Origin of the sequence: Neoroseomonas eburnea (assembly GCF_018129005.1) — a bacterium.
Lineage (GTDB): Bacteria > Pseudomonadota > Alphaproteobacteria > Acetobacterales > Acetobacteraceae > Neoroseomonas > Neoroseomonas eburnea.
The window spans coordinates 83,154-106,850 of the sequence record NZ_JAAEDL010000001.1 but is presented as its reverse complement, the minus strand read 5'-3'; the positions used below and the strand labels follow the sequence as shown (position 1 = coordinate 106,850).

Annotated in this window: 29 protein-coding genes; 18 read left to right on the top strand and 11 right to left on the bottom strand. The window is 72.1% G+C overall.

The window, feature by feature from the left end; all coding sequences use genetic code 11:
• Positions 1-53: 53 nt before the first annotated feature.
• Positions 54-185 carry a hypothetical protein gene (locus GXW74_RS28290; RefSeq protein ID WP_272877207.1) on the bottom strand — a complete coding sequence of 44 codons (132 nt, stop codon included), beginning with the start codon at positions 183-185 and terminating at the stop codon, positions 54-56.
• Between the two features lie 286 nt (positions 186-471).
• Between GXW74_RS28290 and GXW74_RS00525 the strand changes: the two genes are divergently transcribed.
• Positions 472-915 carry a cupin domain-containing protein gene (locus GXW74_RS00525; RefSeq protein WP_211844316.1) on the top strand — a complete coding sequence of 148 codons (444 nt, stop codon included), beginning with the start codon at positions 472-474 and terminating at the stop codon, positions 913-915.
• Positions 916-972: 57 nt separating this feature from the next.
• On the opposite strand, the gene GXW74_RS00520 is transcribed toward GXW74_RS00525, so the two are convergent.
• On the bottom strand, positions 973-1,632 hold the full coding sequence (locus GXW74_RS00520; RefSeq protein ID WP_211844315.1) for a glutathione S-transferase: 660 nt from the start codon (positions 1,630-1,632) through the stop codon (positions 973-975).
• Positions 1,633-1,739: 107 nt separating this feature from the next.
• Here GXW74_RS00520 and GXW74_RS00515 point away from each other — a divergent pair, with 107 nt between their 5' ends.
• Positions 1,740-2,951, top strand: a complete 1,212-nt coding sequence (locus GXW74_RS00515) for a polyhydroxyalkanoate depolymerase (RefSeq protein ID WP_211844314.1) — start codon at positions 1,740-1,742, stop codon at positions 2,949-2,951.
• Between the two features lie 16 nt (positions 2,952-2,967).
• Here GXW74_RS00515 and GXW74_RS00510 read toward each other — a convergent pair whose 3' ends face one another.
• The 3 genes from GXW74_RS00510 to GXW74_RS00500 form a co-directional block, all read right to left on the bottom strand.
• Positions 2,968-4,416 (bottom strand): malonyl-CoA decarboxylase, encoded by a 1,449-nt coding sequence (locus GXW74_RS00510; RefSeq protein WP_211844313.1) that lies wholly within the window; start codon positions 4,414-4,416, stop codon positions 2,968-2,970.
• Between the two features lie 263 nt (positions 4,417-4,679).
• Entirely contained in the window at positions 4,680-5,063 is a 384-nt protein-coding gene (locus GXW74_RS00505; protein ID WP_211844312.1) for a hypothetical protein, read from the bottom strand.
• 250 nt (positions 5,064-5,313) lie between these two features.
• Positions 5,314-6,774 carry an NAD(P)H-hydrate dehydratase gene (locus tag GXW74_RS00500; RefSeq protein ID WP_211844311.1) on the bottom strand — a complete coding sequence of 487 codons (1,461 nt, stop codon included), beginning with the start codon at positions 6,772-6,774 and terminating at the stop codon, positions 5,314-5,316.
• A gap of 48 nt (positions 6,775-6,822) precedes the next feature.
• Between GXW74_RS00500 and GXW74_RS00495 the strand changes: the two genes are divergently transcribed.
• The 6 genes from GXW74_RS00495 (at position 6,823) to GXW74_RS00470 (ending at position 10,686) form a co-directional block, all read left to right on the top strand.
• Positions 6,823-8,127 carry a sulfite oxidase gene (locus GXW74_RS00495; RefSeq protein ID WP_211844310.1) on the top strand — a complete coding sequence of 435 codons (1,305 nt, stop codon included), beginning with the start codon at positions 6,823-6,825 and terminating at the stop codon, positions 8,125-8,127.
• Positions 8,127-8,504, top strand: a complete 378-nt coding sequence (locus tag GXW74_RS00490; RefSeq protein WP_211844309.1) for a hypothetical protein — start codon at positions 8,127-8,129, stop codon at positions 8,502-8,504. Before GXW74_RS00495 ends, GXW74_RS00490 begins: the two co-directional genes overlap by 1 nt.
• Before the next feature lie 149 nt (positions 8,505-8,653).
• Positions 8,654-9,286, top strand: coding sequence for a ParA family partition ATPase (gene parA / locus GXW74_RS00485; protein WP_211844308.1), 633 nt, complete (start codon positions 8,654-8,656; stop codon positions 9,284-9,286).
• A 1-nt stretch (position 9,287) separates the two neighbouring features.
• A complete protein-coding gene (locus GXW74_RS00480) occupies positions 9,288-9,749 on the top strand; it encodes a CopD family protein (protein ID WP_211844307.1) in 462 nt (153 codons plus the stop codon).
• Positions 9,746-10,198, top strand: a complete 453-nt coding sequence (locus GXW74_RS00475; protein ID WP_211844306.1) for a GNAT family N-acetyltransferase — start codon at positions 9,746-9,748, stop codon at positions 10,196-10,198. The genes GXW74_RS00480 and GXW74_RS00475 overlap by 4 nt, the downstream gene beginning before the upstream one ends.
• Positions 10,195-10,686 (top strand): DUF2165 family protein, encoded by a 492-nt coding sequence (locus tag GXW74_RS00470; protein ID WP_211844305.1) that lies wholly within the window; start codon positions 10,195-10,197, stop codon positions 10,684-10,686. The genes GXW74_RS00475 and GXW74_RS00470 overlap by 4 nt, the downstream gene beginning before the upstream one ends.
• Before the next feature lie 18 nt (positions 10,687-10,704).
• On the opposite strand, the gene GXW74_RS00465 is transcribed toward GXW74_RS00470, so the two are convergent.
• Together GXW74_RS00465 and GXW74_RS00460 are read right to left on the bottom strand one after the other, a co-directional pair.
• Positions 10,705-11,721: an MBL fold metallo-hydrolase gene (locus GXW74_RS00465; protein WP_211844304.1), complete on the bottom strand. Its 1,017-nt coding sequence runs from the start codon at positions 11,719-11,721 to the stop codon at positions 10,705-10,707.
• A gap of 71 nt (positions 11,722-11,792) precedes the next feature.
• A complete protein-coding gene (locus tag GXW74_RS00460; protein ID WP_211844303.1) occupies positions 11,793-12,710 on the bottom strand; it encodes a DMT family transporter in 918 nt (305 codons plus the stop codon).
• Positions 12,711-12,747: 37 nt separating this feature from the next.
• Here GXW74_RS00460 and GXW74_RS00455 point away from each other — a divergent pair, with 37 nt between their 5' ends.
• The 4 genes from GXW74_RS00455 to metC are packed head-to-tail and all read left to right on the top strand — an operon-like array spanning position 12,748 to position 16,174.
• Positions 12,748-13,389, top strand: coding sequence for an NUDIX domain-containing protein (locus GXW74_RS00455; protein WP_211844302.1), 642 nt, complete (start codon positions 12,748-12,750; stop codon positions 13,387-13,389).
• On the top strand, positions 13,390-14,112 hold the full coding sequence (locus tag GXW74_RS00450; RefSeq protein WP_211844301.1) for an alanyl-tRNA editing protein: 723 nt from the start codon (positions 13,390-13,392) through the stop codon (positions 14,110-14,112). It abuts the gene before it with no gap.
• A gap of 5 nt (positions 14,113-14,117) precedes the next feature.
• Positions 14,118-14,960, top strand: a complete 843-nt coding sequence (locus GXW74_RS00445; RefSeq protein ID WP_211844300.1) for a sulfurtransferase — start codon at positions 14,118-14,120, stop codon at positions 14,958-14,960.
• 2 nt (positions 14,961-14,962) lie between these two features.
• A complete protein-coding gene (metC, locus tag GXW74_RS00440) occupies positions 14,963-16,174 on the top strand; it encodes a cystathionine beta-lyase (RefSeq protein ID WP_211844299.1) in 1,212 nt (403 codons plus the stop codon).
• 45 nt (positions 16,175-16,219) lie between these two features.
• Here the strand turns inward: metC and GXW74_RS00435 are convergent, their stop codons facing one another.
• The 3 genes from GXW74_RS00435 to GXW74_RS00425 all read right to left on the bottom strand — a co-directional run bounded on the left by GXW74_RS00435 (position 16,220) and on the right by GXW74_RS00425 (position 17,532).
• Complete coding sequence (locus GXW74_RS00435) at positions 16,220-16,450, bottom strand: YMGG-like glycine zipper-containing protein (protein WP_246522703.1); 231 nt, start codon at positions 16,448-16,450, stop codon at positions 16,220-16,222.
• Positions 16,451-16,466: 16 nt separating this feature from the next.
• Positions 16,467-16,916, bottom strand: coding sequence for a Rap1a/Tai family immunity protein (locus tag GXW74_RS00430; RefSeq protein WP_211844298.1), 450 nt, complete (start codon positions 16,914-16,916; stop codon positions 16,467-16,469).
• Between the two features lie 148 nt (positions 16,917-17,064).
• Positions 17,065-17,532 (bottom strand): Fur family transcriptional regulator, encoded by a 468-nt coding sequence (locus GXW74_RS00425; RefSeq protein ID WP_211844297.1) that lies wholly within the window; start codon positions 17,530-17,532, stop codon positions 17,065-17,067.
• A gap of 43 nt (positions 17,533-17,575) precedes the next feature.
• On the opposite strand from GXW74_RS00425, the gene hisI reads away from it, so the two are divergent.
• The 6 genes from hisI (at position 17,576) to lpxB (ending at position 22,767) form a co-directional block, all read left to right on the top strand.
• Positions 17,576-17,983 (top strand): phosphoribosyl-AMP cyclohydrolase, encoded by a 408-nt coding sequence (gene hisI, locus GXW74_RS00420; RefSeq protein ID WP_246522702.1) that lies wholly within the window; start codon positions 17,576-17,578, stop codon positions 17,981-17,983.
• Positions 17,980-19,032, top strand: coding sequence for a CobW family GTP-binding protein (locus GXW74_RS00415; RefSeq protein ID WP_211844295.1), 1,053 nt, complete (start codon positions 17,980-17,982; stop codon positions 19,030-19,032). Before hisI ends, GXW74_RS00415 begins: the two co-directional genes overlap by 4 nt.
• Before the next feature lie 65 nt (positions 19,033-19,097).
• The gene (locus GXW74_RS00410) at positions 19,098-20,054 is read left to right on the top strand and encodes a formylglycine-generating enzyme family protein (protein WP_211844294.1); all 957 of its coding nucleotides are present in this window, start codon (positions 19,098-19,100) and stop codon (positions 20,052-20,054) included.
• A gap of 54 nt (positions 20,055-20,108) precedes the next feature.
• Positions 20,109-20,708 (top strand): GNAT family N-acetyltransferase, encoded by a 600-nt coding sequence (locus tag GXW74_RS00405; RefSeq protein ID WP_211844293.1) that lies wholly within the window; start codon positions 20,109-20,111, stop codon positions 20,706-20,708.
• Positions 20,705-21,604, top strand: a complete 900-nt coding sequence (locus tag GXW74_RS00400; protein WP_338148100.1) for a carbon-nitrogen hydrolase family protein — start codon at positions 20,705-20,707, stop codon at positions 21,602-21,604. The genes GXW74_RS00405 and GXW74_RS00400 overlap by 4 nt, the downstream gene beginning before the upstream one ends.
• Complete coding sequence (lpxB, locus tag GXW74_RS00395) at positions 21,601-22,767, top strand: lipid-A-disaccharide synthase (RefSeq protein WP_211844292.1); 1,167 nt, start codon at positions 21,601-21,603, stop codon at positions 22,765-22,767. Before GXW74_RS00400 ends, lpxB begins: the two co-directional genes overlap by 4 nt.
• A gap of 95 nt (positions 22,768-22,862) precedes the next feature.
• On the opposite strand, the gene GXW74_RS00390 is transcribed toward lpxB, so the two are convergent.
• Positions 22,863-23,636 carry an SDR family NAD(P)-dependent oxidoreductase gene (locus tag GXW74_RS00390; protein ID WP_211844291.1) on the bottom strand — a complete coding sequence of 258 codons (774 nt, stop codon included), beginning with the start codon at positions 23,634-23,636 and terminating at the stop codon, positions 22,863-22,865.
• Positions 23,637-23,697 lie beyond the last annotated feature (61 nt).

Genomic DNA, 23,697 nt, shown 5'->3' with positions numbered 1-23,697 from the left:
GCGGGGCGGCCCGGCAGGGCTGCACGCCGGCGACGGCACTCCCGAACGGCTTCTCAGCCCCGACGCGGCGGGCGGGCGGCGCGATCCCTGCCCCGGGCAAGGCGCGCCACCGCGGCCGGCCGGCGCGTGGCCAGGGCCAGCAGCAGCAGCGGCGCGCCGAAGAACAGGATCAGGGCGGTCGACATGGCGTCCTCGCGGGGGCTCTCGTCACCGGCGAGACTGCCGCGACGGCGTTCGGCGCGCCGTGCGCAGGGTTACGGGACGGTGGCCCCGGCCGGCGAGGCGAAGGTTTTCGGCCATCGTCCGCGCCGCGCCGGCGCCCGCCAGGGTATTTCCTTGCGGTGCAGCAATTTCCTTGCCTCGGGCCCGCCAACGGGGCGAGATTCCTCCAAGAGAGCGACGAGGAAGGCCAGCAACCGGCTCACCCGCGCCCGACCCCGAAAGGCCGGACGCATGCTGGAGGTTTGCGCCATGCTCGACTCACCGATCGTGAATCTCTTCTCCCACAACAAGCCCGGCGACACGCCGTGGCGGCTCGACGGGCTCCGGTCCTTCTTCGCCTATCGCGACCTCGGCATCGCGGCGGCGACGGGCGGGCGGGTGATCGCGCACCTGGTCCGCGCCAACGAGGCGCCGGAACACGGCACCGGCTGGCACACGCACCAGGCGGAGTTTCACATCGTGCTCATGCTCAAGGGCTGGGCGAAGTTCATGTACGAGGACAAGGAGACGCTGGTCGAAGCCGGCGACTGCATCCACCAGCGGCCCGGGATCGTCCACTTCCTCTACGACTACTCGCCCGACATGGAGTACCTGGAGGTGGTGGGCCCGGCGGATTTCGGCACCCAGGACGCGGAAGGCCCCTGCGCGGTGCCGCAGCCGGCGCCCTGGCCGCCCGGGACGGTGCCGGGCTGAGGCGGGATGGACGGCCGGCGCGGGTGGCGCCCGCCCCGGCCGTGCCCCATGGCGCGCTCAGAAGTCGATCTCGAGCTCCGCGATCTCCTCCTCCGGCTCGCGGCGCGCGGCCTCGGCCCATTCCACCAGGTCCGGCCAGGCCAGCACGTGGCGGGCGTAGGCCTCCGGCGCCTCGGCCAGCCGGACGTCGTAGGTGCGGAAGCGGGTCGCCACCGGCGCATACATCGCGTCGGCGATCGACGGCCGCGCGCCGAACAGCCAGGGCCCGCCATGGCGGTCGAGGCAGTCCCGCCAGATCGCCTCGATCGCCGCGATGTCGGCGCGCGGGGCGGACCAGATCGGGAAGCCCGCGCGACGTACCTTGAGGTTCATCGGCAGCGAGGAGCGCAGCGCCGCGAAGCCCGAATGCATCTCCCCCGAGATGGCGCGGCAGAGCGCGCGGGCGTGGCGTTGCTCCGGCAGCATGCCGGCCGCGGGCAGGATCTCGTTGAGGTATTCGGCGATCGCCAGCACGTCCCAGACGCGCACCCCGTCATGCACCAGGCACGGGTAGCGGATCGAGGAGGAGCGCAGCAGCAGCTCCTCCCGCGCCACCGGGTCGTCGGGGGAGATCGTCTCGGTCGCGAAGGGCAGGCCGGACAGGCGGCAGAGCAGGAACCCGCGCAGCGACCAGGAGGAGTAGTTGCGGCTCGTGATCAGGAGGGTCGCTTCCGCCATGCCGCTCTCCATGCGCGGAGTGTTGCCGTTCCGCGACGTTGCGGTGCAGCATTAGCATCGGCGGCAGGTCGGGCGGAAGCCTGCGAGATGCGCGCCGGCGGGGGCGGATGATCTACACGATCTATGAGACCCAGCGCCTTGCGATGACGCCCCTGCGGCGCCAGGCCGCGATCCTCGCCGGCATGTTCCGGGGCGCCGGCGGCGATGGCGCGCCCGCGCTGCGCCGCGCCATCGCCGCCTGGGAACTGATGTCCGGCCTCACCACCACCCACCGCCGGCCCGATTTCGGCTTCCGCACCACGCGGGTCGGCAACCGGGAGGTCGCGGTGCGAGAGGAGGCGGTGCACTCCACCCCCTTCGGCACGCTGCTGCGCTTCGCCAAGGACATGCCGGGACGCCAGCCGCCGCTGCTGCTGGTCGCCCCGATGTCGGGGCATTTCGCCACCCTGCTGCGCGACACCGCGGAGACGCTGCTGCCCGATTTCGACCTGCACGTGACGGACTGGCACAACGCCCGCGACGTGCCGCTCTCGGCCGGCGGCTTCGGCCTCGACGGCTTCGTGGAGCACGTGATGACCTTCCTGCGCGCCATGGGGGACGGCGTGCACCTGCTGGCGGTCTGCCAGCCCTCGGTGCCCGCGCTCGCCGCAGCGGCGCTGATGCACGAGGACCGCGATCCCTGCCGCCCGCGCAGCATGGTGCTGATGGCCGGGCCGATCGACACGCGGCTGAACCCGACGCGGGTGAACCGCCTGGCCAAGTCGAAGACGCTGCCGTGGTTCGAGCGGCACATGATCTCGACCGTGCCCTTCGGCAGCCGCGGCGCCGGGCGGCGGGTCTATGCCGGCATCACCCAGCTCACCGCCTTCATGACGATGAACATCGGGCGGCACATCACGGCGCATGAGACGCATTACCGCAACATCGCCGAGGGCAACCTGGAGGCGGTCGAGGCGCACCAGCGCTTCTACGAGGAGTATTTCGCGGTGATGGACCTGCCGGCGGACTTCTATCTCGAAACCATCTCGCGCGTGTTCCAGGAGCACGACCTGCCGGAAGGCCGCCTGACCTGGCGCGGCCGGCCGGTGCGGCCGGCGGCGATCCGGCGCATGGGGCTGATGACGGTGGAAGGCGAGAAGGACGACATCTGCGCCATCGGCCAGACCATGGCGGCGCTCGACCTGTGCAGCGGCGTGCCGACCTCGATGCGCAGCCACCATCTGCAGACCGGCGTCGGGCATTACGGCGTCTTCGCCGGACGGCGCTGGCAGCAGGAGATCTACCCGCGGGTGCGGACGATGATGCAGGGGTTCGTGTAGCGGCGGCGGGCGCGCCCTACCCCTTCGCAAGCCGCCGCATCGCCGCCGAGACCGCGCGGCGGCCCTCGCCGACATAGCCTTCGTGATGGTCCTCGATGCGCTCCGGGTCGTAGAGGTAGTTCACCATCATCCCGAGCGCCTGGCGCTGGCCGTTCTCCGAAACATCCGCGCGCCAGTTCAGCCGTTCGATCCGCGCGCCGTTGGACAGGTGGAAATGCGCCACCGGGTCGCGGGCGCGGCCGGGGCGGCCCGGCGCATCCTCGCGCAGCAGGTAGCGGGCGCAGAGCCGTGTCAGCACCGGCTCCAGCACCTTGCCGGCGGTCTCGTCGCGCGACCAGCCACGCCGCGCCAGCAGGCGCTGCAACGCCACGACCGCATCCTCCCGCGGTGTTTCCGGCTCTGCGGCGGGGCTGCCCTCGGGCGCCAGCAGCGCGAGGGAAGGCGGCGAGGCCGCGAGCAGCGCCTTGCGTTCCTCCTCCGTCAGCGGGAGCTCGCCCGCCGCCAGTGCCCCATCGAGCCAACGACGGAAACCCGGGATGGGAGAGAGTGTGCAGAACACCTTGAGATTGCGGAATTCATCGGAAAGCAGCCCGACCACCCGCTTGATCAGGAAATTGCCGAAGGAGATGCCGTCCAGCCCGCGCTGGCAGTTGTTGATCGAATAGAAGACCGCGGTGTCCGCCTTGTGCGGGTCGAGCACCGGCGCCTTCTCGTCCAGCAGGCGCTGCACGCTGTCCGACATGCCCTGGACCAGCGCGACCTCGACGAAGATCAGCGGCTCCTCGGGCATGCGGGGATGGAAGAAGGCGTAGCAGCGGCGGTCGGAATCCAGCCGGTTCTTGAGGTCGCGCCAGGTGCGGATGCGGTGGACCGCCTCGTATTCCACCAGCTTCTCGAGCAGCGCGGCGGGGGAACGCCAGTCGATCCGGCGCAGGTCCAGGAAGCCGACATCGAACCAGGAGGCGAGCAGGCCCTTGAGGTCGGTCTCCAGCGCCTGCAGCAGCTTGTCCCCGTTCAGCCGCGCGAGCAGGTCCGCACGCAGGTCGACCAGGAACTTCACCCCATCCGGGATGGCGGCGAAGGCGGTCAGCAGGCGGATACGCGGCGGCTCCAGGGCGCGGCGCAGCCGGGCGGTGGCGACGGCGCGCTCGGCCGCATCCGCGGCGGCGGCGACCTTCTCCATGGCGCGGGCGACCGCGGCCGGGTCCGAATCGAAGGCGGCGAGTGCACGCAGAAAGTCGGTGCGGCCGGCGTGATCGAGCGTCCGGTAGGTTTCGGCGAGCCCGGCGGCGCGGTTGCGCGCGGAAACCTCGCCACCCCTGGCGTCGAGGCATGCGCTCAGGCGCTCGGTGATGCCCGGGTCCTGATCGCTGCGGCCGACAACCGAGGCCATGTCGCGCCAGAGCAGGGAAACGCGGCGGAGTGCCCTGTCGAGCAGTCCTGCCTGGATGGCGACCTCGGACATTCGTGGCTCCCGTTCCGACGTCCTGTAACCTAGTGACACAGATCGTGAAACGCCAGCCTCGGGTGCGCCCGCTGCCGCTTCGTGTGAAGTGGCGCGAGGACGACGGCAAGGCGGCCGGCGCGCAACCGCCGTTTCACCGCCCACCCGCGAACACAAGTCATGCTTTCAAATCAAGGCAATGTGACGGAACACCAATTTCCCGGGTGAGATTCCGCCGCCTTCACCCTGCCCGCCGCGCCAGCCAGGCGCGGCCACGGCGCGCGTCAGGGCTTGCCGATGCCGAGCAGCGCGGCGCGCACGCTGGAGACGACGCTGGCCGGTTCCTCAGGGGCGGCGACGGCCATCGGCGGAGCGGTACGGGCGGCCTCGGCGACGGCCGCCTCGGCCATGGCTGCCACCGGGCCCGGCATCGGGATGGCCTGCGGGGCCGCCGCCATCGGCGGCGCGATCTGCACGACGGAGGCGGTGGCGCGGTCCGCCGCCGGCGGCGGCGCCATCTCAAGCCCAACCGAGACGGAAGGTTGCGCGTCGTACATCTCGAGCAACCGCCGGATGCCTTCGAGCCGCATGAACGGCCGCGAGGCGCGAAGCTCGGCGATGATGGCGCGTTCCTCCTGGTGAAGGGCGGCGATGAGGTGGCTGCTCATGATGTCCCCCAGAATGATCCGGTGCGTTAGCTTCGCGTAAAGAAACCGACTTTTCAATACTCTAGAGACATTCGGTCCATTTTTTGGGTGCCCCATCATCTGGTGGTGCGCGGTTGCGTGCGCGTCTAGATCTGGTGCACGCATCGGTGGCGCCCCGAGAAGAGCCGGCCGACAAGGGCCTGAATATGGCCCGGAGGCCTATCGGAAGTGGGTCACCCCACCCTCGAACACGACCTTGTGAGCGAAGCAGTCACGCGGATGCTCCCTGGGGTTGCCGCGCCTGCCCGGCGGCGCGTATGGCCTCCGGCAGCCGGGGGGCGAGATCCTCGGCCAGCAGGCCGGGACCGCAGCGCAGGGCGGCCTCGCCGTGCAGCCAGGCGCCGGCGGCCGCGGCCTCGAAGGGCGGCATGCCGGCGGCCAGCAGCGCGGCGATCACGCCGGCCAATACATCCCCCGTGCCGCCGGTCGCGAGCCAGGGCGGCGCGTGATCGTTGATCGCAACCTGCCCGTCCGGCGCGGCGATCACGGTATCGGGCCCCTTGAGCAATACCACCGCGCCGGTCAGCGCCGCCGCGCGCCGCACGGCCCCCGGCCGATCCCCTGCGACGGGGCCGAAGACGCGGGCGAACTCGCCTTCATGCGGCGTGAGCACGGCGCAGCCCGCCAGCGCCATGGGCGATCCGCCGGCGGCGGCGAGCGCCCCGGCATCGGCCACCACCCGCCGCCCGGCCGCGACGATCGCGCGCAGCGCGGCAAGCGTCGCCTCCTCGGCCGGCAGGCCCGGCCCCACCACCCAGGCGGTCCGCCGGGCATCCTCCAGCAGCTCCGAGGGCGGCGCCTCGGTGACGATCACCCCGGGCGCGCCGCCGCGCAGCACATCCGCGCTGGCACGGTCAGGCGCCGCCAGCGTGACCAGCCCCGCCCCGGCCCGCCGTGCCCCCTCGGCGGCGAGCCGCGCCGCCCCCGTCATGCCGGCGCCGGCGAGGATGGTCACGTGGCCGCGCAGGTACTTGTGCGCCGCCGCCCCGTGCTCCGGCAGGCGCCACAGGCCGGGCCCGTTGCGCCAGGCGCGCGGCGCGACCTGGGCCAGCACGGCGGCGGGCAGGCCGATCTCGGCCAGCAGCGTCTCGCCGCAGAATTCCCGCCCCGGCATCAGCAGATGCCCCGGCTTGAGGCGGAAGAACGTCACCGTCAGCGCCGCGCGCGGGGCGAAGCCCCTCACCTGCCCGGTCGCGCCGTCCAGCCCGGAAGGGACGTCGACCGCCAGCACCGGCCCCCGCGCGGCCGCGAGGGCTTCCGCCGCCAGCCCATCGACCGGGCGCGCCAGGCCGGCACCGAACACCGCATCGACCACCAGCCGGGCCCGCGCCGCTTCGCCCGGCGCGAAGGGCGCCATAGGACCGCGCCAGCGGGCGGCGGCCCGGGCCGCGTCGGTGCCCTCCCGCGGCGGCGCGAGGGCGGCGACCGCCACCGGCCAGCCGGCCTGTTCGAGCAAGCGCGCCGCGACATAGCCGTCACCGCCATTGTTGCCGGGGCCGGCCAGCACCAGCGTCCGGCAGGGGCGGAAACGGCGCATCGCGGCCCGCGCCACGGCGCGGCCCGCCGCTTCCATCAGGCGATCGCCCGGCACGCCAGAGGCGATCGCCAGTGCGTCGGCGCGGGACATCTCCTCGGGCGTCAGCAACTCAAACGGTCTTGCGCCGATGGTCATTCTACCGATATCTCCATGCACAAATAAGCAAGTAAAAGGGAGGCCCGAATGTCCAATCGCCGCACCGTGGAACGGTCGGTCCAGGAACTCTACCGCGACGACCCCGAGCGTGCCGATGCGCTCGTCTGGGGACGGCGCGGCACGCTGAAGGGTGCAGCCCTCGCCGCCATGGGCGCGACGCTCGGCGGCTCCATCCCCTTCGCGCGCAGCATGCCGTCCGGCCTGCTGCCGGCGGCCCTGGCGCAGGGCTCGGACGCACCGCAGTTCCTGCAGATGGAGGGCAAGGCGCGTCTCATCATGCAAGGTGCGCGGCCGCTGAATGCCGAGACGCCGGAAAGCCTGCTCGATGACGACGTGACACCGGCGGACAAGTTCTTCATCCGCAACAACGGCTCCGTGCCTGAACCCGCGGCCGACCCGCGCGCGTGGAAGATCCGCGTGGACGGGGAGGTCAATACGCCGCTCGAACTCAGCCTCGGCGAACTCGAGGGCCGCTTCGAGCTGGTGACGCGCCGGCTGCAAATGGAATGCGGCGGCAACGGGCGTTCCGGCTTCACGCCCCAGGCGGCCGGCAACCAATGGGGCAACGGCGCCATCTCCTGCGCGGAATGGACCGGCGTGCGCCTGCGCGACGTGCTGCGCGCGGCCGGCCTGAAGGACAGCGCGAAGTTCACCGGCCACCACGGCGCCGACAGCCACCTCTCGGCACAGGGCCCGGCGATCAGCCGCGGCATGCGCATCGAGAAGGCGATGGAGGAGGACACAATCATCGCCATCCGCATGAACGGCCAGCCGATCCCGCAGATGCACGGCGCGCCCGTGCGCATGATCGTGCCCGGCTGGCCCGGCTCGCTGAGCCAGAAATGGTTCACGCGGATCGAGCTGAAGGCCGAGCCGCATCGCGGCCGCGGCATGGGCGGCACCTCCTACCGCGAGCCCGTGCGGCCGATCGTGCCGGGCAGCCGCAACACCGGCGCCGATTTCGTCGACATGGAGAGCATGCCCGTGCGCTCGGTGCTGACGAGCCACGCGCACGGCGCCCGCCTGCCCGCCGGCACCCGCGGCCTCGACATCCGCGGTCAGGCCTGGGCCGGCGACCTGACGGTCAGCGCCGTGCACGTCTCGGTGGATTTCGGCCAGAGCTGGCACGCCATGACGGTGAACCCGCCACCCAACCACCACGCCTGGCAGCGCTGGACCGGGCGGATCGCCCTGCCCTCCGACGGCTACTTCGAGATCTGGTACCGCGCCACCGACAGCCGGGGCCGCATGCAGCCGCACGCCGCCGCCAACTGGAACCCGCAGGGCTACGGCGCGAACCCGATCAGCCGCGTCGCGATCCTGGTCGGCTGATGCGGATCGCGCGCTTGCTCAGCGCCGGCATCCTGCTCGCCGGCTCGATCGCGCTGGCGCAGGATGCCGACCTCGCCCGCCGCCAGGCCGAGGCCGCGGCGGCGATCGCCGGCCAGGCGGAGGAGGAGGAGGTACTCGCCGAAGGCGAGGGCCGCTCCGAGGTCTTCGGCTACTGCACCGCCTGCCACAACACCGCGCTGATCCGGCGCAGCGCCTTCACGCGCGACCGCTGGGACGAGCTGATGGACTGGATGAGCGAGAAGCACGGGATGAACCCGCTGGAAGGGGAGTTCCGGCAGACCATCGTGGACTACCTGGCGCAGCACTACGGGCCGCGGCGGCGCGGGCCGCGCGGCGGGAATCCGTTCCTGGATTGAAGGGCGGGGGAGGAGAACCTCCCCCGCTCCCCCTCCCTTCTTTGTCCTTCGGGGACTGACTTGGGAGGGGGCGCCGGGCGCGGGGGACGTCCCCTGGACCGTGCTTTCCGCGACCTCTGCTATTCTGTCCCGAACAGTCGGAGTCGCGCATGGCCTTCGTCATCGCCGTCGCGCAGCGCAAGGGCGGCGCGGGAAAGTCCACCATCGCCGCCAACCTCGCCGCCGCCTTCGCCGAAGGCGGGGAACGCGTCGGGCTGCTCGACATGGACCCGCAGCGCAGCCTCGCCCGCTGGGACGAGTTGCGCGGCCGCAGCAGCAAGGCCCGGCCCCTGCATTTCGAGGCACCCTCCGGCTGGCGGGTGCCCTCCATCCTCGACCGGCTGCGGCGCGAAACCGATGTCGTGCTGCTCGACACCGCGCCGCATGACGACAGCGATGCCCGCACCGCCGTCCGCGGCGCGGATCTCGTGCTGGTACCGCTGCAACCCTCCGCCGCCGACCTGTGGTCGATGGACGCGACGCTCGATCTCGCGAAGAAGGAAGGGCGGCGGGTGATGCTGGTGCTCAACCGCGCACCGGCCTCCGGCCGGCTGCTCGACCAGGTGACGGCGGCGATCCACGACCGCGGCCTGCCGCTGGTGGGCGCGGCGCTGGGCAACCGGACCGCCTTCGCCCAGGCCTTCATGGCCGGGCTCGGGGCCGTGGAGGCGGCGCCGAAGGGCGTCGCGGCGGCCGAGGCGCGCGCACTCGCCGCCGCCCTGCGCGGCCTCAAGGACGACTGAGATGGCAACCCTGCTCTACGTGCTGCATGTCCTCGGCGCGGTGATCTGGGTGGGCGGCATGGCCTTCGCCCTGCTCGCCCTGCGTCCCGCGGCGCACGAGGCGCTGGAGGCGCCGCAGCGCCTGGCGCTGATGCTCGGCGTCTTCCGTCGGTTCTTCCGCATGCTGTGGCATGTGGTGCCGATCATCATCCTCACCGGCTGGGCCATGGTCTACGGGTGGTACTGGGGCTTCGGCGCGAGCGTCTGGCATGTCCACCTCATGCATTTGACGGGACTCGTGATGGCGGGAATCTTCGCCGTCGTGGCGCTCGGCCCCTTCCGGGCGATGCGCGCGGCACTGGCCGCCGGGAACCGCGCCGGCGCCGCCGCGGCGATGGACCGGGTCCGCCTGGGCGTCACGATCAATCTCGCGCTCGGCCTGCTGACGGTGGCCGTCGCCGCATGGGGACGCTTCGGCGGATGAACGCTACGGACACGACCGGCTTCGAGATCGTCGAGGACGCCGCACCGGAATTCGAGGCGGTGGGCGCGATCCAGCGCGGCCTGCATGAGTTCAACCAGGCCATGGGCGGCCCCTACGACCGCGAGCCGGTGACGCTGCTGGTCCAGGATTCCGACGGCCAAACCTATGGCGGGCTGCTCGGCCTGACCTTCTGGGGCTGGCTGTTCATCGACTGGCTGTGGCTGAGCCAGGACCTGCGGGGCAAGGGCTACGGCGCGGAGCTGCTGAGGCGCGCCGAGGCGATCGCGCGCGAGCGCGGCTGCACCAACGCCTATACCGACACCTTCTCCTTCCAGGCGCCGGGCTTCTGGCAACGCAACGGCTATGTCGAGTTCGGGCGGCTGGACGGCATGCCGGCAGGCCATGCGCGGGTGTGGTTCCGCAAGGCGCTGCAGACGGACCGGGCATGACGGCGCCGAGGCTTTCGCGCATCGCGCTGACAGCCTCGCTCGCCGCCTTCTTCAGCCTCATCGCCTTCGGCAACGTCACGGACTACGGCAGCAACTTCGCCTTCGTGCAGCATGTGATGTCGATGGACACCACCTTCCGCTCGCCGGGCGTGATGTGGCGGGCGGTGACCTCGCCGGCGATGCACCATGCCGCCTATCTGGCGATCATCGCCTGGCAGGCGGGGACGGCGCTGCTGCTCTGGATCGGGGTGGCGAGGCTCTGGGGCGCACGCAGCGGGACGGCCGCAGCCTGGAACGCGGCGCGCGGCCCGGCCATCCTGGGGCTGACGGCTGGCGCGCTGCTCTACGGGCTCGGCTTCCTGGTGGTTGCCGGGGAATGGTTCTCGATGTGGCAGTCACGGGAGTGGAACGGCCAGGCCAATGCGGCGATCTTCCTGACCTTCACGCTGCTCGTGCTGCTCCATCTCTCGAACGGGGAGCGTGAATAGGATGCGGCGCCGGCGCCGCTATCCGACGGGGCGCCCCGCGGCGGCGGCGACCTCGGCGAGAAGGCGGACCTCCTGGCCGACATAGCGCGGCGAGAAGTGGAAGGGCTCGATGCGGCGCGCGCCGGCGGCGGCGGCGATCTCTCCGGCCGCTCGCGCGGTCAGATGGCCGCGCGCCGCGGCAACGTCCGCGTCCTCCGCGGCGAAGGTCGCCTCGATGAAGAGGATGTCGGCCCCGCGGGCGAGGGCGATCGCGGCGGCGCGGTTCGCCGGCGTGTCGAGCATGTCGGTCAGGTAGACGAGGCGCTGGCCCGGCGTGACCGCGACGATGTCGCGCAGCTCGCCGAGCGGCAGGACCGGCGCGTCGGCGGCGCCGGAGGCGCGCGCATGGACAGGGATCGGCAGGTCGTCGGGACGCCCCTCGGCGATCGCGGCCTTCAGCCCGGCGAGCCAGGCCCCCTTGGGCAGGCCGCGCTGCTCGAGCCGGGTTCGCCAGACATTGACATGCACCGGCTCCTCCAGGGCGAAGCCGAGGCAGGGCACGAAATGATCGAGCACCACCGCCCGCAGGCGCAGCCCGCCGACCCGCAGCACGGTGCCGTCGGCCGCCGCCGGCAGGGCTGGCAGCGGCTCCGGTCGGAAGCCGCCGTGCAGGCGCAGGCGCGTGCGCGGCCAGATCCCGCCGCGCGTCACCTCCGTGACCTCGAAGGCGAGATCGGCGGGAATGCGGTCGGCGAGGTTCCAAGTGTAGGCCTGCAGGCGGTGGAACAACCGGTCGGCGAACCCGGCGGGGCCGACCACCGGCAATGTCCTGCCACGGCCGACAAGAAGGCGCAGCAGCCGGTCGAAGCCCGCCCAATGGTCCATGTGGGCATGGGAGACGCCGAGCGCGCCGAGGCGCAGCAGGTGGCGCGGCGCCAAGGCGGTCACGTCGCCGCAGTCGAGCAGCACGGAATCGGGCAGGTGCAGCGCCTCGACAAAGAGGGCCGGATCGCCGGAACGGCCGTTCAGGAGACGAGGATGCAGGCTGGGCCGCATGCCCGCCGAAGTGCCACGCGGCGGCGGCGCGGTCGAGCCGGAAGGGAATGGCCGGCCTTCCGGCCCCGCCTTCAGCGCTTGACGCCGAGCGTCACTTCCCGGTGCCAGATGTACAGCCCCGCTCCCACCAGCACCGCGATCCCGGCGAAGTCCCACCCATCCGGCAGTTCCGCCCAGACCAGCGCGCCGAGCGTCGTGGTCCAGATGATCGCGGCATATTCGAAGGGCGCGAGCAGTGTCGTCTCCCCGTTGCGGTAGGCGTCCGTCATCAGCACCTGGGCCAGGGCGGAGATCAGGCCGATGCCGATCAGCAGCGGCCATTGCCACCCGCTCGGCCAGACCCAGGCGGGCACGGCGGCGATGCCGGCCAGCACCGCCGCGCCGGTGGCGAACCAGAAGACGATGGCGGCGTTGCTCTCCCCGGCCTCCCCCATGCGGCGGATGGTGATCATCGCCAGCGCCCAGCCGACGGCGCCAAGCAGGCAGAGCAGCACCGCGAGCCCCTCGCCTTGCATGCTCTCCGATCCGGGGCGGACCATCATCAGCACACCAAGGAAGCCTACCACCACGGCGGCGCCGCGGCGCCAGCCGACGCTTTCGCCGAGCAGCGGCACCGAGAGCACGGTGAGGAACAGCGGCATGGTGAAGCCAAGCGCCGTCACCGTCGCCAGCGGCAGGTGCACGTAGCCGTAGAAAGCGCCGACCATCCCCATCATGCCGAACAGGGTGCGCGCGGCGTGGCTCATGGGATTGCGCGTGCGCAGCGCCTGCATCCCGCCCGCGGCCAGCACCAGCGGCAGCAGGGCCGGGATGGCGAAGAGGTTGCGGAACAGGATGACCTCCGCGACCGGGATGGCGGGGCCGATTGCCTTGACGCAGGCCGCCGCCATCGTGAAGGCGGCGGTGGCCAGAAGCAGGAGGATGATGCCGCGCCGGCGGGTGCGTGCCCGGGCGGCGGGGTCGGGCGGCGCGGAGGAATCTGGGGTCATGGACGGTTCCGGCGGCCGAGGGTAGGGTCCGGCGCTCATGAACGCCAGACCGCCCAAGGCGAAACCGATCCCCGCCCATCCTGGCCTGACGGTACTCTCGGACGAGGTGGTGTGGGACGGCCGCTTTCCCCTCCAGCGCATCCGCTTCCGCCGCCGCCGCTTCGATGGCGCCGAGGGCGGCGTGCAGACCTGGGAGCTGTGGCGCCGCGGCAGCGCGGTGGCGGTGCTGCCCTGGGACCCCTGGACGGACCGCGTCGCGCTGATCGAGCAGTTCCGCCTGCCGGCGCTCGCCGCCGGGCTCGACCCGGTGATGGCCGAATGCCCCGCCGGGTTGCTCGAGGATGGCGAGGAGCCCGAGGCCGCCGCCCGGCGTGAACTGGCGGAGGAGACCGGTCTGGTCGCCGACCGCTTCGCCCCGATGGGCCGCTACATCCTGACCCAGGGCGGCTGCGACGAGGTGATCACCCTCTTCCTCGGCCGCACCCGCCTGCCGGAACCGGGGCATGCCGGGAACCACGGCCTCGATCACGAGCACGAGGACATCCGCGTCACGGTGCTGGACGCGGCGGATGCCATCGCCATGCTCGACGACAACCGCATCGACAATGCCACCGCCGCGCTCAGCCTGTCCTGGTTCGCGCGGCGGCGGGCCTCCCTGCTGCCGGACTGGACGACCTGAATGCCGACCGAACTCGTATTCCGCGACGACGCCTATGCGCAGGAGGTGACGGCCCGTGTCGTCGCCGCCACGCCGGAGGGCGTGGTGCTCGACCGCACGAATTTCTATGCCCGCGCCGGCGGACAGCCGGGCGATGTCGGGCTGCTGCGCTGGGCCGGCGGGGAGATGGCGGTCGCCGACGCGCTGAAGGGGCCCGAGGACACCGTGCTGCATGTCCCCGCCGCGGGCGCCGCGCTGCCGCCCGAGGGCGAGGAGGTGACGGCGGTGCTCGACTGGGCGCGGCGGCACCGGCTGATGCGCATGCACACCTCGCTGCACCTGCTGTGCAGCCTGATCCCCGGCGCCGGCGTGACCGGCGGGCAGATCGGCGCCGACAAGTCGCGGCTCGATTTCGACCTGCCGGAGCCGCCGACCAAGGAAAGCCTCACCGAACGGCTGAACGCGCTGGTCGCCGCCAATCATCCGGTCAGCGAGCGCTGGATCAGCGAGGAAGAACTCGACGCCAATCCCGGCCTGGTGCGCACGCTGTCGGTCCAGCCGCCGCGCGGCAACGGGCGCATCCGCCTGGTGCGCATCGGCGCGGAGGACGCGCCGGTCGACCTGCAGCCCTGCGGCGGCACGCATGTGAAGCGCACGGACGAGATCGGCCGCGTCGAGGTCGCGAAGATCGAGAACAAGGGCAAGCAGAACCGGCGCGTGACCATCGTGCTGGCAGGGGAGTGACGCCGATGGAGATGCTGGTTTCGACCGACTGGCTGGCCGGTGAACTGGGCAAGCCCGACCTCGTGGTGTTCGACTGCTCGACCTTCCTGCCGGGCGAGCCGGGCAACAAGCACGACGCCTTCCGCGCCGCGCGCATCCCCGGCGCGCGGATGTTCGACATCGACGCCATCGCCGATGCCGAGACCGACCTGCCGCACATGGTCCCGACCGCGGCGCGCTTCGCCAGGCTGGTCGGCGCGCTCGGCGTCTCCAATGCGACGCGGGTGGTGTTCTACGACCAGCACGGGCTGCGCTCCTCGCCGCGCGGCTGGTGGATGATGCGGCTGTTCGGCCACGACAACGTCGCCGTACTGGATGGCGGGCTGCCCGCCTGGGTGAAGGAAGGCCGGCCGGTCGAAACCGGCGAGGCCCCTGCCCCGGCCCCGGCCGCCTTCGTGCCGGATTTCCGCGCCGACCGCCTCAAGGGCATCGGCGACATCAAGCGCATCGTGGCCGACGGCTCGGCGCTGATCATCGACGCCCGCGCCAAGGGGCGCTTCGACGGCACGGCGCCGGAACCGCGCGCCGGCCTGCCCTCCGGCCACATGCCAGGGGCGGCGAACGTGCCGTCGAGCGAGATCGCCGGCCCGGACGGCCGGGTGAAGGATCCGGCGACGCTGCGCGCCATCTTCGCGTCGGCGGGGGCGACCGGCGGCAGGCCGGTCGTGACCTCCTGCGGGTCCGGCGTCACCGCCTGCGTGCTGGCCTTCGGCATGGTGCATGCCGGCCTGCCCGAACCCGCCGTCTATGACGGCTCCTGGACCGAATGGGCGTCCCGCCCGGAAACCATCAAGGAAAAGACCGCCTGACCATGCCCGACGACGCTCACAAGACGCCCTCCCCGCATGACGGCCAGGGCTTCGCCACCCGGATGTCGCATGCGGGCCGCGCCGGCACGCGCACGCATGGCTTCGTCAACCCCGCGGTCCATCGCGGCTCGACCGTGCTGGTGCCGGATTGCGAAAGCCGGCGGAGCTTCGCGAAGGACCGCTTCAACCGGGTGATGACCTACGGCACCGCCGGCGGGCCGACGCACTACGCGCTGGAAGACGTGATCTGCGAGATCGAGGGCGGCACGCGCTGCGTCCTCGTCGGCACCGGCCTGGCGGCGGTCACGGTGCCGCTGATGGCCTACCTCAAGGCCGGCGAGCATTGCCTGATGCCGGACAGCGTCTATGGCCCGGGGCGCAACATCGCCACGGGGCTGATGGCGAACTACGGCATCGAGACGACCTTCTACGACCCGACCATCGACGAGGCCGGCATCGCCGCGCTGATCCGCCCGAACACCAAGGTCGTCTATACGGAGAGCCCCGGCAGCCACACCTTCGAGCTGCAGGACGTGCCGGCCCTCGCGCGCGCCGCGCATGCGCACGGGGCCAAGGTGCTGATGGACAACACCTGGGGCATCCACAACTTCATGCCGTTCAAGCATGGCGTCGATGTCTCGATCCAGGCGCTGACCAAGTATGTCGGCGGGCATTCGGACGTGCTGCTCGGCTCGATCACGACGAATACCGAGGAGGACTACCTGACCGTCCGCAACGCGGCGTCGCAGATGGGCCATTTCGCCGCCCCCGACGATTGCTGGCTGGCGCTGCGCGGCGCCCGCACCATGCCGGTGCGCCTCAAGCACCAGGAACAGAGCGGCCTCGCGGTCGCGCGCTGGTTCGAACAGCGGCCCGAGGTGCTGCGCGTGCTGCATCCGGGCCTGCCCTCGCACCCGCAGCATGCGCTGTTCAAGCGCGACTTCACAGGGTCCTGCTCGCTGTTCGGGGTGGTGTTCCAGCCGCGCTACACGGAGGCGGAGATCTTCCGCTTCGTCGACAGCCTGGCGCTGTTCGGCATCGGCGCGTCCTGGGGCGGCTTCGAGAGCCTGGCGCTGCCGACCACCGGCTTCATCACCCGCACGGCGACCAGCCCGGACCTGGGCGGCTTCGCGGTGCGCATCCATATCGGGCTCGAGGATGTCGGCGACCTGATCGCCGATCTCGACCGGGGCCTCGCGACCCTGCCGCGCTGACCGCGCGGGTCCGGCCCGGGCGCTGCCGCCCGGGCCGGGCCATCTTCACTGGGTCGAGCGCCCGACCGCGTAGCCGCCGGCCGCGCCGACGCCGGCGCCGATCAGCGCGCCCCAGCCGGCATTGCCCGACAGCGAGCCGAGCGCCGCGCCGCCGAGCGCGCCGATGCCCGCGCCGGTGGCCGTGGAACGCTGCGTGTGCGTCATGCCTTCGCAGGCCGCGAGGCCGAGGCCGGCCACCAGCACGGCACTGAGGCGAAGGGTCTTTGTCATGGTCATGTCGTTCTCCTTCGTCTCAGCGCCGGCGAGCGCGCGCGGCGGGCGGGCAGGGGTAGGTGGCGGCGGCGAAGCGCAGCAGGCCCTCGGCCGCCTGCGCGCCGGCATATTGCTGGTTGGCCGCCGCCCAGGAGACGAAGTCGCCCGAGACGCGGTCGAGCGTCGGCGCCTGCTCCGGCAGGCAGAAGACCGGGCTGGCACCCTGGCGGCCGCGGGTGAAGATCGAATGGGCCTGGCCGACGGAGACGATCGCCGCGTAGCAGGCCGGGCGCATGGCGAGGGCATTGGCGTTGTCTGCCGCGGGGCCGCAGAGCCGCGCGAGGTCCGCCGTGGTGAAGTGGCCGGGCGCGCCACCCGGCCCGCCGACGGCCTGGCTCTGAGCGAGCGCGGGAACGGCAGCGAAGGCGCCGGCAAGGGCGGCGGCGAAACCGGCCCGCCGGAGCGCTCGTGTGACAGTGAGGGAATGCATGGTGCCCTTCTTCCTCCTTGCCGGGGCCGTGATGGCCGTCGGACGTTGCGAGGTTAGAGAACGACCGGTAGCGATCAAGCGAAACAGGCACAATGATCCAGCGCAAGCAGAGGGGACGCGCGCCGCAGCAGCGGGACGCGCGGCCAAGTCACGTTGCGGCGCAGCGCGCGCAGATGCCCTCGATCTCGACCGTCGCCTCGACCGCGACGAATCCGGCGCGCGCCGCCGCCTCGGCGATGGCGTGGGCGACGGCGTGGTCGGCGATCTCCATCGTCGCGCCGCAGCGGCGGCAGATCAGGAACTGGTGCGGGTGGCCATGGTCGTGCGCATGCCCGTGCCCGGCGTCGCTGCAGCCGATATAGGCGTTCAGGCGCTCGACCTTGTGAACGAGCCCGTGCTCGAGCAGGAAATCGAGCGCGCGATAGACGGTGGGCGGCGCCGCACCGGGGCGGCTCGACTTCAGCCGGTCGAGCAGCGCATAGGCGCCGATCGGGGCCTCGGCACCGAGCACCAGTTCAAGTACCTGCCGGCGCAGCGGCGTGAGCTGCGCGCCGCGGCGGGCGCAGGCCAGCTCCGCTTCCTGCAACGCCTTTTCCCGTGTCGCCGCTTCCGCCATGACCACTCCTCGCCAGTCGGGTGAAACACTATATCATCGACCCATGTCCAGCACCGCCCCCGACGCCGCCGCCAGCTTCCTCGCCGAAATCCGTTTCGATACGGCCGGCCTCGTACCCTGCATCGCCCAGCAGCACGACACCGGGGAAGTGCTGATGATGGCCTGGATGAACGCCGAAGCGGTGGCGGAGACGCTCGCCACCGGGCGGGTCTGCTACTTCTCGCGCTCGCGCAACGCGCTGTGGCGGAAGGGGGAGACATCGGGCCAGCAGCAGGTGCTGGTGGACCTCAGGCTCGACTGCGACGGCGACACGCTGCTCGCGCTGGTCGATCAGACCGGCGTCGCCTGCCACACCGGGCGACGGTCCTGCTTCTTCCGCGCAATCCGCGACGGGGCGGTCGCCACCCTCGCCGATCCGCTGGTCGACCCCAAGGCGCTGTACGGCGCATGAGGGGCGCGAAGATCCCGGTCACGGTGCTGACGGGATTCCTCGGCGCGGGGAAGACGACGCTGCTCAACCGGCTGCTCAAGGCACCGGAGATGGCCAACACCGCGGTGCTCATCAACGAGTTCGGTGAGATCGGCCTTGACCACCTTCTGGTCGAGCGGCTGGACGAGGACACCGTGCTGCTCAATGCCGGCTGCCTGTGCTGCACCGTGCGCGGCGACCTGGTGCGTGCGCTGCGCGACCTCGCGGTGCGCGCGGAAGGCGGGCGGGCGATCCGGCGCGTGGTGGTGGAGACCACCGGCCTCGCCGATCCGGCGCCGATCCTGCAGACGCTGATGTCGGATCCGGTGGTGTTGTCGGCCTATGCGCTCGATGGCGTCGTCACCCTGGTCGATGCGATGGCCGGGGCGGCGACGCTCGACACGCAGGTCGAGGCGGTGAAGCAGGCCGCGATGGCCGATCGCGTGGTGGTCAGCAAGACCGACCTCGCCGCGCCGGAGGCCGTCGCGGCGCTGGAGGCGCGGTTGCGCGCGCTGAACCCGATGGCGCCGCTGCTGCGCGCCGTGGGCGGGGAGATCGCGCCGGCGGCGCTGCTCGGCGCCGGCGGCTTCGCCACGGACGAGCGCATCCCCGAGGTGGCCGCCTGGCTCGCCGCCGAGGCGCACGGCCACCATCATCATCACGACCACCATCACCACCACGATCCCAACCGGCACGATGCCGGCATCCACGCCTTCGGCCTCACCTTCGACGCGCCGCTGGCGTGGGAGGGAGTCGCGACCTGGCTCGAGATGCTGGCGCTGACGCGCGGCGAGAGCGTGCTGCGCGTGAAGGGCCTGCTGAACATCGCGGGCGAGGAACGCCCCGTCGTCGTGCATGGCGTGCAGCACGTCTTCCATCCACCCGTCAGACTGGCAGCCTGGCCCCAGGACCACGACCGCAGGTCGAGGATCACCTTCGTGCTGCGCAACCTGCCGCGCGAGGTGGTGGAGCAAGGGCTCGCCGCCTTCCTCTCCGCCGCGCAGGAAAAGGCGACGATCGGAGGCATCTGAGGCCGCTCGGCGCTACCGCGCCGCTTCCCGGGTGCGTTAGGCTGGCGTTCCAATCGGAGCTTTCGATGCGCGCAGCCACGATCGTCCTCGGCCTCGTCCTCTCCGTCCTCGCTGCCGGCGCGGCGCGGGCGCAGGTCAAGGCGGATGGGTCCGGGCCCTTCCGCGACTGTGCGGACTGCCCCGAGATGGTGACCTTGCCCGGCGGCACCTTCGTCATGGGCGTGCCTCCCGGCGAGGAGGAACGCGAGGGCGTGCCGGAGAACCTGCGCGGCCGATCCTCGCCGCAGCATCGCATCACCATCGCGCCGGGTCTTGCGATGGCGACGCGCAGCGTCACGCGCGCGCAGTTCGCCGTCTTCGTGAACGAGACCGGGCTGGAGCCGGGCCGCAGCTGCTGGACCTTCGTCAATCGCGGCACCAGCTACGAATACGCCGGACGCGAAGGGCTGACCTGGCGCGAACCGGGCTTCCAGCAGGGCGACGACCACCCCGTGGTCTGCGTGAACTGGGAGGATGCGACGGCCTATGCCGCCTGGCTTTCCCGCCGCACCGGCAGGTCCTATCGCCTGCCGAGCGAGGCGGAATGGGAATACGCCGCCCGCGCCGGCACCACGACGGCGCGCTACTGGGGCGAGCCCCAGACCCAGGCCTGCGACTACGCCAACGTCGCCGACCTGACGCTGGCCGCGGCGCTGGAACTCGATCGCCGGCCGCAATTCACCTTCCGCTGCTCCGACGGGCACGTCTACACCGCGCCGGTCGGCAGCTTCCGGCCGAACGCCTTCGGCCTGCATGACATGCTGGGCAATGTCTGGCAGTGGACCGCCGACTGCCTGAACCCGAGCCTCGAGGGCCAGCGGCCGGACGGGGCGGCACGGCTGACCGGGGATTGCGAGGCACGGGCCATGCGCGGGGGGTCCTGGAGCCACCTGCCCTGGTACGTGCGGGCCGGCAACCGCGCGCGCGGCACCGCGGTCGACCGCTTCGTCTTCGCCGGCATCCGGGTGGTGCGCGACCGCTGAGATCGGCGCCGCCCCCCCTTCCCCGCCGGCGGGCGCGCCCCTATGCACTCGGTGATGTCAGAGACACAGCTCCGCTTCGAGACCCTGCGCGGCGACGCGCTGCGTGCCTGGCTGCCGCGCCTCGCCGGGCTGCGCATCGCCGTCTTTCGCGACTGGCCCTACCTCTACGAAGGCGAGGCCGGCTACGAGGAACGCTACCTCGCCGCCTATGCCGACAGCCCGGGCGCCGCGGTGATCGCGGCGATCGACGGGAACCGCGCGGTCGGCTGCGCCACCTGCCAGCCGATGGCGGAAGCGACGGCGCGAGTGCAGGCCGCCTTCCGCGGACGCGGCCTCGACCCCACGCGCTTCTGCTATTTCGGCGAAAGCGTGCTGCTGCCCGAGTATCGCGGCCGGGGAGCCGGCGTGCGCTTCTTCGCGCTGCGCGAGGCGCATGCGCGCGCGCTCGGCCTGGCGGCGGCGGCCTTCTGCGCGGTGACGCGCAACGACAACGACCCGCGCAGGCCGAAGGACCACGTCCCGCTCGACGCCTTCTGGCAGAAGCGCGGCTACACGCGCCGCGCCGACATCTCCGTGGTGTTCGACTGGCGGGAAGTCGGCGACGACCGCGAGACGCCGCACGCCCTCGGCTTCTGGGTGAAGGACCCGCTGTGAGCACGCCCGAGGCCAAGCCGCTGCGTCTCGGCCTGCTGCAATACGGCGTCGGGCGCCCGGCATCGGTCGCCGCCTTCGGGCGCGCGCTGGAGGCACGGCTGGAGGAAGGCCGCGCCCAGGCCGACCTGCTGGTGCTGCCGGAATATGCCTGCGTCGAGCTCGGCGCCGCGCTCGCCGGCGGCGACGCCACGGATGAGGCGGCGGAGCTCGCCGCCATGATCGCGGCGGCGCCGGAGATCCTGGAGGCGATGCGCGCGGCGGCACGGCGGATGAAGGTCTGGCTGCTGCCGGGCACGCTGCCGATGCGCCGTGCGGACGGCCGCGTGGTCAACCGCGCGCCGCTGATCACGCCGGAGGGGCTGCTCGCCTTCCAGGAGAAGCGCGCCATGACGCGCTTCGAGACGGAACGCTGGGGCGTGACCCAGGGTGCCGATCCTGGCGTCTTCGACACGCCCTGGGGGCGGATCGGCGTCTCGGTCTGCTACGATGTCGAATTCCCGAAGCATGTGCGCGTGCAGGTGCAGGAAGGCGCCTGGCTGGTGCTGGCGCCGTCCTGCACTGACACCATGCACGGCTTCAACCGCGTGCGCATCGGCGCGGCGGCGCGGGCGATGGAGAACCAGTGCTACGTCGCCATCACGCCGACCGTCGGGGAGGCGCCGTGGTCGGCGGCGCTCGACGTCAACCGTGGATTTGCCGCCGTGTTCGGCCCGGTCGATCGCGGCTTCCCCGAGGACGGGGTGCTGGCGCGCGGCGCGCTCGATGCCGAGCAGTGGGTGTTCTGCACCCTCGATCCCGCGCGCATCGCGGCGGTGCGGAGGGACGGGCAGGTGCGCAATCACCACGACTGGCCGGCGGCACCCTTCGAGCGCCCGGCGGAGGCGGTCTTCGCATGACCCTGGTCTATGTCGTGGCCGGGGAGGCTTCCGGCGACGTGCTGGGCGCGCGGCTGATCGCCGCGCTGCGCGCGCGGCGGCCGGACCTTCGCTTCGCCGGCATCGGCGGGCCGCGCATGGCGGAACAGGGCGTGCCGAGCCTGTTCCCCTATGGCGAGCTGGCGCTGATGGGGCTGCTCGAAGTGCTGCCGCGCATCTTCCGGCTGAAGCGCCTGCTGGCCGATGCGGTGGCCGATGTCGCGGCGAAGCGCCCCGCCGTGCTGGTGACGATCGACAGCCCGGGCTTCACCCTGCGGGTCGCCGAGCGGGTGAGGCCGCTCGGCATCCCCGTGGTGCACTACGTCGCGCCGCAGGTCTGGGCCTGGCGGCCGGGGCGCGTGGTGAAGCTGCGGCAGAAGGTGGACCGCATCCTCTGCCTGCTGCCCTTCGAGCCGGTGTTCTTCGAGTCCGCCGGCATCCCGGTGACCTTCGTCGGCCATCCGGTGCTGGAAAGCGGCGCGGATGCCGGCGACGCGGCGCGCTTCCGCGCGGCGCACGCGCTGCCGGAGGCGGACCGCCCCGTCATCGTCATGCCGGGCAGCCGGCGCATGGAGGTCTCCCGCCTGCTGCCCGTCTTCGGCGCGGCGCTTCGCCTCGCCGAGCAGCGCCTGCCGGGGCTGCGGCCGGTGGTGCCGGTGGCGCCGATCGTCGCCGAGGCGGTGCGCCACGCCGCCGCCGACTGGCCGGTGCCGCCCATCCTGGTCGAGGGCAACGACGCCAAGCACGACGCCTTCGCGGCGGTCGCCGCGTCCGGCGGCGCGGGGCTGATCAAGTCGGGCACGTCGTCGCTGGAGATGGCGGTGGCCGGCATCCCGCACGTCGTCGCCTATCGCGTGAACCCGGTGACGGCGGCGATCGTGCGACGCCTGGTCAAGGTGCCGCACGCCTCGCTTGTGAACCTGCTCGCCGAGCGCGAGGTGGTGCCGGAACGCATCCAGGAAGCCTGCACGCCCGAGGCGCTGGCCGAGACGCTGCTGCGGCCGATGCTGGAACCCGATGTGGCCGCGGCACAGCGCGCCGGCTTCGCGGAATCGCTCGCGAAGCTGCGCGCGCCGGAGGGGCTACCCTCCGTGGCGGCGGCGGAGGCGGTGCTGCGGATGCTGGAGCGCGGTTCGGCGGCCTGATACCAGCGGTCGCGAATAGCGGCCGTTGGTGTGAGGTCCGGAGAGGGGCGACGCCTCTCTCCGGTTCCCTCATCGCCGGACACGCCCCGCCGCCCTCACGGCTGCATATGCGACCCGCCATCCTCCAGCCAGTTCTGCCCGGTGATGAAGGACGCGCCCTCCGAGAGCAGGAAGCAGATCAGCGGCGCGACCTCCGCCGGCGCGGCGATGCGCCCGAGCGGGATGCGCGCGAGGGTGCGTTCGCGGAAGCGGTCGGAGCGGATCGTCTCCGTCATCGGCGTCTCGACCGTGCCGAAGCCGACGCTGTTCACCCGGATGCCGTAGCGCGCCCATTCCAGCGCCGCGGTCATGGTGATGCCGTAGAGCCCCGACTTCGCCGCCGAGTAGTTCACCTGCCCGATCGAGCCGCGCTTGCCGGCGGTAGAAGAGATGTTGACGATCGCGCCGGGCCGCGCCTCGCCGGCCTTGGCGCGGGCGATCATGTGGCGGCCGACGGCCTGCTGCATCAGGTGGCAGGCGGTCAGGTTCACGTCGATCACCGCCTGCCACTGCGGCAGCGTCATCTTCTCGATCATCGCCGGGCGCGTGATGCCGGCATTGTTCACCAGGCCGTGCACGGCGCCGAAGCGCGCGGCGGCCTGGTCGACGATGGAGGCGCAGACCGCCTCGTCCGTCACGTCGCCCTGGATCGGCAGGGTGCGGTCGCCGGCGAGCGCGGCGGAGACCGCCGCGAAGGTCTCCGGATTGCGCTCGACCATGACGAGGTTGCCGCCGAGATCGAGCACGAGTTCCGAGATGGCGCGGCCGATCCCCTGCCCCGTGCCGGTGACGATGACCGTCCGCCCGGTGAGTTCCATCGGGTTGCGCATGGCGCGTTTCCTTCCCCTGCCGTTGTTGCCGGCAGGGTCGCGCCAAGCGCGGCGGACGGCA